The following is a 6,846-nucleotide window of genomic DNA, read 5'->3' on the forward strand; positions in this document are numbered from 1 at the left end:
ATTTCGACCACTAGATATAGTGTCGCATTGCGGGCGCCTAGGACTTAAGGCTCGCCGTAGTGGTGTGTGTCATAACGACGACGCCGCGCCTTCCCCACCAGCATTCCGGCTACGAAAAACACCCCCGAGCCGGCTAGACGCCAACTCGGGGGTGCATACGCGATTCGCGCGAGTTACTTCTTCTCGACGAGGGCCACGAAGCGATCAATATAGCCGCGCACGAAGTCCGCGGTATCGGACTTCAGCTTGCCGGACTCATCAAAGAGTTCCGGGGAGCGCCCCAGGAACACTTCGGGCTGCCCGGGCATGGGCATATCGAAGTAGGAGAGGGCCAGGCGCAGGTTCTTCTGCGAGCTGTAGCCGCCCATGCGCCCCACCGAATGGCTAATAATGCCGGCCGGCTTATTCTTCCAGGCCACATCACTATTGGGCTTGGAGCCGATGTCCACGGCGTTCTTCAGGCAAGCCGGCACGGTGCGATTATTTTCCGGCGTGACGAAGAGGATGCCATCGCTGGCCTTAATGGTTTCCCGGAAGCTGGTGTAGCTTTCGGGCAGGGGTACGTCCGTCACAGCTGCGTCGTCGTAATCGAAGTTGTAGAGCGGCAGGTGACCGATCTCCACAATCTCCACCTCGTAACCCTCGGGGAAATAGCCGGCCACTTCGCTCGCAATTTTGCGCGCGTAGGAACCGCGCCGCAAACTACCCACCAGAATTGAAATCTTCATAAGTATCCCGCGCTTTTCACTCGTATCTTGACTGGGTGTGCCGCGCCCGGCCGCCGCCACAGGCGCCGAAGCGGACGCTGCCACCATCATAGGCTAGGCCCGCTTGCGGGTGTAGAGCACCACCCCACCCACGCAGAGGAGGGCCAGGGTAACCGCGAGGGGGTCGATAACCTCGGAACCGGAATGGGCAAGGTTATTCCCGAGTTTCTTACCTTCACGTTCCAGCTGGGCGATTTGCTCGGGCGATAGCTCGCAAGGCTGACCATCGGCAGTGCGGCCTTCCCACACCGTTTCGGTGCCACCGCCGCTGGAACCGAACCACTGCTGGCCCACCAGCTGTCCGAAGGTCCCCGATTCGAAAACGGCCATCTTGCCGGGCCCGGAAACGCTGGTGACGCTCAGGGTGAGCTCGCCGGTGGTCGCTTCGCGGAAGCTGGGATGCTGGGTATTCGCACCCAGCCACGGCACTCCGGAGACCTGGCTGGAGGAAATCATGTAGATGCGCTCGCCGGCGCCGGCCACGAAATCGATGCCGGCCGGCGCGGTGGTGGCCGCGGCCTCCCCCAAGCCGAAGCTCAGGGAAGCCGGATCGAGCCACTGCCCGGAATTATCGTCCTTGACGGCGGCGCGCAGCTGCCCGCCGTCCACCACCGCGCCCAGGTCGTAATGGCCGCTATTGGCGGTGCCACTTCCCCCGACGTTGAAAGTCAGGGTGGTGGTGGTTGATAGGCGGGTGCCGTCTTTCGCGGTGGCGTTCAAGGCCAGGCCCACCGTGTAGGTACCCGGCTGGGTGAAGACCCAATTGGGATGCACGTGGGTATTGGCCGGGATCGTATGCGAGCCGCTGGCACCGCCGCTCGCGGCACGCTCCACCGGGGTGGGGATGCAGACCGGCGCGGCGGGCGCTTGCGCTGCTTGGCCGGCCGGAGATTGGGGCGCTTGAGCCGCGGGCGCCTGGCCCGAGGGTGCCTGCGTAGCGCCGCCGCCCGGTGCCGGGGCACCGTTCGCACCGCCCGCGCCGTTCGCGCCATTGGCACTGTTCCCACCGTTCGCACCATTAACTCCACCGGTCGGGGTGCCACTCGGAGCCGCACCGCTTCCCCCGGCGCCAGCTTCCGGTGCGGTTCCGCCGTCCGGAGTAGATGAATCGCCCGGCGCGCCAGCGGCGCCGTCGTTCCCACTATCGGAACCGCTACCGGGGCCACCGTTATCGTGACCCTGAGCGGCCGCAATCGCGGCGTCGCCCACCGCCCAGGTGTACGTGCGGGCGGACGAGGTGAGGGTACCGCCGGGGGTATCCACTTCGGCCCGCACCGTCATGCGGTAGGTGCCGGGCGCGGAGAAGAGCCAATTCGCGTGCTGGTGCGCGGGTTCGGACTGGGCGATCACACTGCCCGGCACCATCTGGAAGCTCGGAGCGCCGGCAGCGTCGCGCAAAATCGGATTGAGGGTGGCGAAATTCGTTTCCCACAGGAAGACCTTGCCGGGGCCTTCGAGTTGCTCCACCACGAAACGTACCGCGGTGCCGCCCAGCTGGCGCGCCGCCCCGGAATCCCAGCCGGGCCATACAATTCCGTACTGCTGCACCTGGTCGAGCAGAAAGCCGGGTGTACCCAGCTGCGGAACCACTGCGGATTTGGTAGTAAAAGTTTTCTCCACCACGCCGACCACGGTTTCTTCAGGGGCGCGCTCCACCCCGGTGCCGGTGGCATCCTCTTTGAGATTGAGGGAGATGCTGCCGTCCGCTCCGGCGGCGATATTGAAGAGGTCCATATGCCCGGAGGTGAGAACGGTGGGCTGCCCGGCCCCCGCCCCCGCGGGCGCTGCCGGCGCCGGTGCAGCCTGGGCGGCAGGAAGGAATGCTCCCCACCCGGCCAGGAGCGCCGCCATGGCGCCCGCCAGCCCCGCCGCAGCACGCCGTGTGAGTGCTGTCATGACTTTCCTTTCCTTGCGGTACTTGCGTCACCTAGCCTATTTGATAACAATAATGATTATCAATAAGGGGTGATGTGGTTGTCGCGCACGCGGACTGCCGCACACCGAAACGGAAAGAGACAGAATGGCACGACGCTTCCTCGCGGCCCTGGCCGCCGCCGCACTCACCGCCGGGATAGCTCCGGCCGCCGCGGCCGCCCCGGATGACGGAAAGATTGTCACAACGACGGCGCATGTTGACGCCCCCAAGGTTTTTTGGGAAAACGGTACGTTCGTGCTGAAAAACGAAGCCTATGACGAGCTGTATCCGCTGGAGAAGACCGTCAATTGGGTGGGGCGCGGCTACGCGCGCTCCGGCTCGAATCAGGGCGGGCAGCAGTACATTTTCCTACCTCCGGATAACGAGGCTTACGGGCATCTGCGCAAGGTGGCCGAGCGCTGGTATTCCGCGCCGGGTATGCCCAGCGGTCCCTTCCCCATCTGGGCCGGTTTCGGTGCGGATGCCGGCATTCCGGTGGAGCAATTCCGCAACGGCACCTTTGCCCTCGAGCTGACCAAGTTCGACGGCCCGGGGCGCATGGAAGCCTTTATGACCAATATGGACCTCTACCTCCCGCTGTTCTCCAGCCACGAGACGGGGCGGCGGGTCTCCTACCTGGTGCCCGGCAGCCACACCCATAACGAGACCGCTTTTACCAAGCCGGGGCGCTACACCCTGACCTACCGCGCCATCGCGCGCGGGGTGGACGGCAAGATTATTGCCTCGCAGGAGATTCCGTTTGTGTGGCAGGTGGGTGGTACCCGCCCGGCCAAGGAGGCGGGCCCCGATCTGGCTACCGCGTTCAACGCCGCACCCACCGGGGATACGTCCGGTTACCGTTTCTCCCTCGCCCCGTATGAGGGCCGCGAGCATGATGCGGATGACCAGCTCACCGAGCTGCGTTTCGATGCCGGTTCGGAAACGGTGGCGGGGAAGGTGCAGTTCTTCCTGGATGGTTACTTCTTGGCCGAAGTCCCGGTGGAGAAGGGGAAGGCGCGCTGGGCGGAGATGATCGGCTCGGGCGCCTCGAATTTCCAGGCGGTTTTCGTGCCCGCCACCCCGGGAACGCAGGGCGCGGCCGACGCGCCCAAGGCCGACGGCGCAGCTAATTCGGCTCCCGGCGCTCAGGCCACCACCGGGGCCCGCTGGGTTTCCGCCCCGGTCTCCTACACCTTTGGCGATGCGGAGGCCAGCACCTCGGAGAGCGCCACTCAGCTGCCCGAGCCCCATTCGCAGGACCCGGCGCCGGCTATGGCGGGCGGGGAATATACGCCGTCGTCCTTCGATTACACGGTGCGCACGGAAAAGACGGCTACCGGAAACGTGACCACCTCGGTTGCTTTCACGGATCCGAAGGTGCGCGCGTACGTGCACGGCGGTTACTACGCGAAAGCGGAGGATAAGTACCCGGATTGCGAAGTGAATATGGTGACGGATTCGCGCGGTGTGGCCACCGTGACCCAGGGCGATTCCTGGTGCGAGGGCTACCATCTCAAGCTCAGCATTGACCCGCATCCGGAAGTGAATATGAGCGCGGCGGCGGACGTGCGTTTTGGCACCATGGATCTGAGCGCCCCGCAAAGCTATTCCGGGCGGCTCGCCGCGGCTCCCGCGATTGGTACCGGCACCCAGCCGGCCCCCGGGCCGCAGCCTGAACCGGCGCCGGAGCCTGAGCCCGGGCCGAACCCGGGTCCGAATCCTGCGCCGAACCCTAGCCCGAATCCTGGGCCGAATCCGCCCGCGCCGGCGCCCACACCTTCCGTTTCACCTAGCGCTCCCGCACCAAAGCCCGCCCCATCGCGCACCATTTTGCGGCGCGGCCACGTGGATCTGCAGGCAGTGCCGGGCGAAGGCGGCCCGGGCGTCACCCTCAAGGACGACACCCTCGAGCACGCCACCACCTCGGTGCAGCGCGATGTGAGCACGGTGGCGCTGGCGGTGCCCGATTCGGCGAAGTCGCCGCGGGCGAAGGGCGCGGTTTTTGATTTCCTTGGCGCGGAGGGCGAGCGGCTCTACCAGCTGCCCCAGAACTGGGATCGTTCGCATATTTGGCCCGGGTGGTCCACGGAGAGCTACCGCAAGCCCACGCGTTTCCATGTGGAGCCGGAGTCGATTCCGGCCGGCGCGCAGTATCACGCCTACGCGCTGAGCGGCTTCGGGAACGTGGATCGGCTTTTCGACACCTCGCGCACCGCTCTTGACCTGCCCGATCCCACACATCAGCACGCCGGTTGGGCCTTCACGCAGCCGGGCGTGTACGTGCTGCGGGTGTGGTACGACGACGCCCCGCCCGCGCCGGAAGCTTCCGGCGCGGGCGGGGCCAATCGGGCGGGCCGCCTCGTCTTCTTGGTTGGGGATGAGACGATCGCCGGTTACGAGCAGGGCACCGTGAGCATCCCCGGCGATCCCGCCGCTCCCGAACCGGGTGGTGCGGATCACCCCTCCGCGGATCCGAATCCGGATGGAAAGCCCAATCCGGGCGGGAATCCTGGCGGCACGCCGAATCCGGGTGGAAATCCCGGAGGTAACCCTGGTGGCAACCCGGGCGGCACCGTTAATCCGGGTGGTGCGCCCACGCCGGGCACCACTCCCGCACCGCAGCCGTCGACCACACCCGAAACCCCGGGACAAGATAGCACACAGAAACCGAATCGGCAGCCGGGTATACCCGGCACTGGAAATAATCCCGGGAATAAGCCGCTCACTCCCGCCGGGCCGCCCGCTCCCGCTCCGCTTCCGGAGAATCCCGGGGCGAAGGTGCTGCCACCGAGCGGCAACGCACCGCTCAGCCCCGGTGGCGGCGCGGCACCGCGCCCCATCTCCCCCGCACCCGCGAAGGCGGGCGGGCCGGCAGCCGGGAAAGCGGCTGCACCCTCCACTACTCCGTCGGCGAGTGCCACGCCCGGTGCCGGCACACCCTCCGGTTCCGCCTTCGTTGGCATGCCGAATAGCGCAGCAGGCCAGGGCAATCAGGCGACTGCCGGCGCAAATGCCGATGCTTCGGCAATCGGCTGGGATCGGAGCATTAAGCTGAGCACCCTGGCGAAGATCATGGGCGTGATCGCTTTGTGTGCCCTGTGCCTGGGCGGCGGCGTCGCCCTGGAACGCCACCGGCGCAAGTAACGCACCTATGAACGGACCGGGCCACTAAGGCCCGCCCCCCACACCCCGGCGCACCCGAGACCGGATGCGCCGGGGTGTAGTCTGTTTTTTGGCTGGGCAAAGGCGTCGGCCATATGTGAAGGAGATGATCTCAGGTGAGTGAGAAGATTACCCAAACCGCGGGCCGTGACCAGCTGGGAGATTTCGCCCCGCTTTTTGCCGAGCTCAATGACGACGTTCTTTTTGGGCGGGTGTGGAATCAGCCCGCGCTGTCTCTCAAAACGAAGTGCGTGGTGACGGTGGTGGCTCTCATGGCTTCCGGGATCACGGATTCTTCGCTGCGCTATCACCTGGATAACGCCAAGAATCACGGGGTGACTCGGGAGGAGATCACCGCGATTATTACGCATGCGGCCATGTACGTAGGCTGGCCGAAGGCTTGGGCAGTTTTCAATCTGGCGAAGGACGTGTGGAGTAGTGATGCCGAGACTGCGGGTGCGGATGGTAGCGCTGGCTCCAATCCTGGCACGGATGCACTGAGCGCCAAGGAACGCCACGTGCGCGAATGCCTCTTCCCCATCGGTGACCCCAATGACGGTTTTGCTCAGTATTTCATCGGGCAGAGCTACCTCGCGCCGGTTTCCACCAGCCAGGTTCCCATGTACAACGTGACGTTCGAGCCGGGCTGCCGCAATAACTGGCATATTCACCACGCCTCCAGCGGCGGCGGCCAAATCCTTATCTGCGTGGCCGGCCGCGGATTCCACCAGGTCTGGGGCCAGCCGGTGGAAGAAATGCTGCCCGGGGATGTGATCAATGTGCCAGCGGGCACCAAGCACTGGCACGGGGCCGCACCCGATAGCTGGTTCTCCCACCTCGCTGTGGAAGTTCCCGGCACGGATACCTCCAACGAGTGGCTTGAGCCGGTGAGCAATGCGGAGTATGCGCGGCTGTGATTCCTTCCGAAAGAGCTTTACTTCGGAAATAAATAACCAACCTAAGCTATTGAATGTATCCCAGGTCACGTTGTAGGCTCAAAGA

4 protein-coding genes are annotated in these 6,846 nt (G+C 65.2%); 2 read left to right on the forward strand and 2 right to left on the reverse strand.

From position 1 onward, the window contains the following. Window positions 1-173: 173 nt before the first annotated feature. Together QP828_RS08730 and QP828_RS08735 are read right to left on the reverse strand one after the other, a co-directional pair. Window positions 174-728: an NADPH-dependent FMN reductase gene (locus tag QP828_RS08730; protein WP_016441914.1), complete on the reverse strand. Its 555-nt coding sequence runs from the start codon at window positions 726-728 to the stop codon at window positions 174-176. Window positions 729-821: 93 nt separating this feature from the next. Continuing rightward, window positions 822-2,663 carry a choice-of-anchor M domain-containing protein gene (locus QP828_RS08735; RefSeq protein ID WP_274732915.1) on the reverse strand — a complete coding sequence of 614 codons (1,842 nt, stop codon included), beginning with the start codon at window positions 2,661-2,663 and terminating at the stop codon, window positions 822-824. A 124-nt stretch (window positions 2,664-2,787) separates the two neighbouring features. Here QP828_RS08735 and QP828_RS08740 point away from each other — a divergent pair, with 124 nt between their 5' ends. Next, window positions 2,788-5,826, forward strand: a complete 3,039-nt coding sequence (locus tag QP828_RS08740; RefSeq protein WP_284891579.1) for a choice-of-anchor M domain-containing protein — start codon at window positions 2,788-2,790, stop codon at window positions 5,824-5,826. Between the two features lie 134 nt (window positions 5,827-5,960). After that, window positions 5,961-6,761: a carboxymuconolactone decarboxylase family protein gene (locus tag QP828_RS08745; protein WP_274732917.1), complete on the forward strand. Its 801-nt coding sequence runs from the start codon at window positions 5,961-5,963 to the stop codon at window positions 6,759-6,761. Window positions 6,762-6,846: the final 85 nt, after the last annotated feature.

Origin of the sequence: Actinotignum sanguinis, assembly GCF_030230305.1 — a bacterium.
In the GTDB taxonomy this organism is placed as follows: Bacteria; Actinomycetota; Actinomycetes; order Actinomycetales; family Actinomycetaceae; genus Actinotignum; species Actinotignum sanguinis.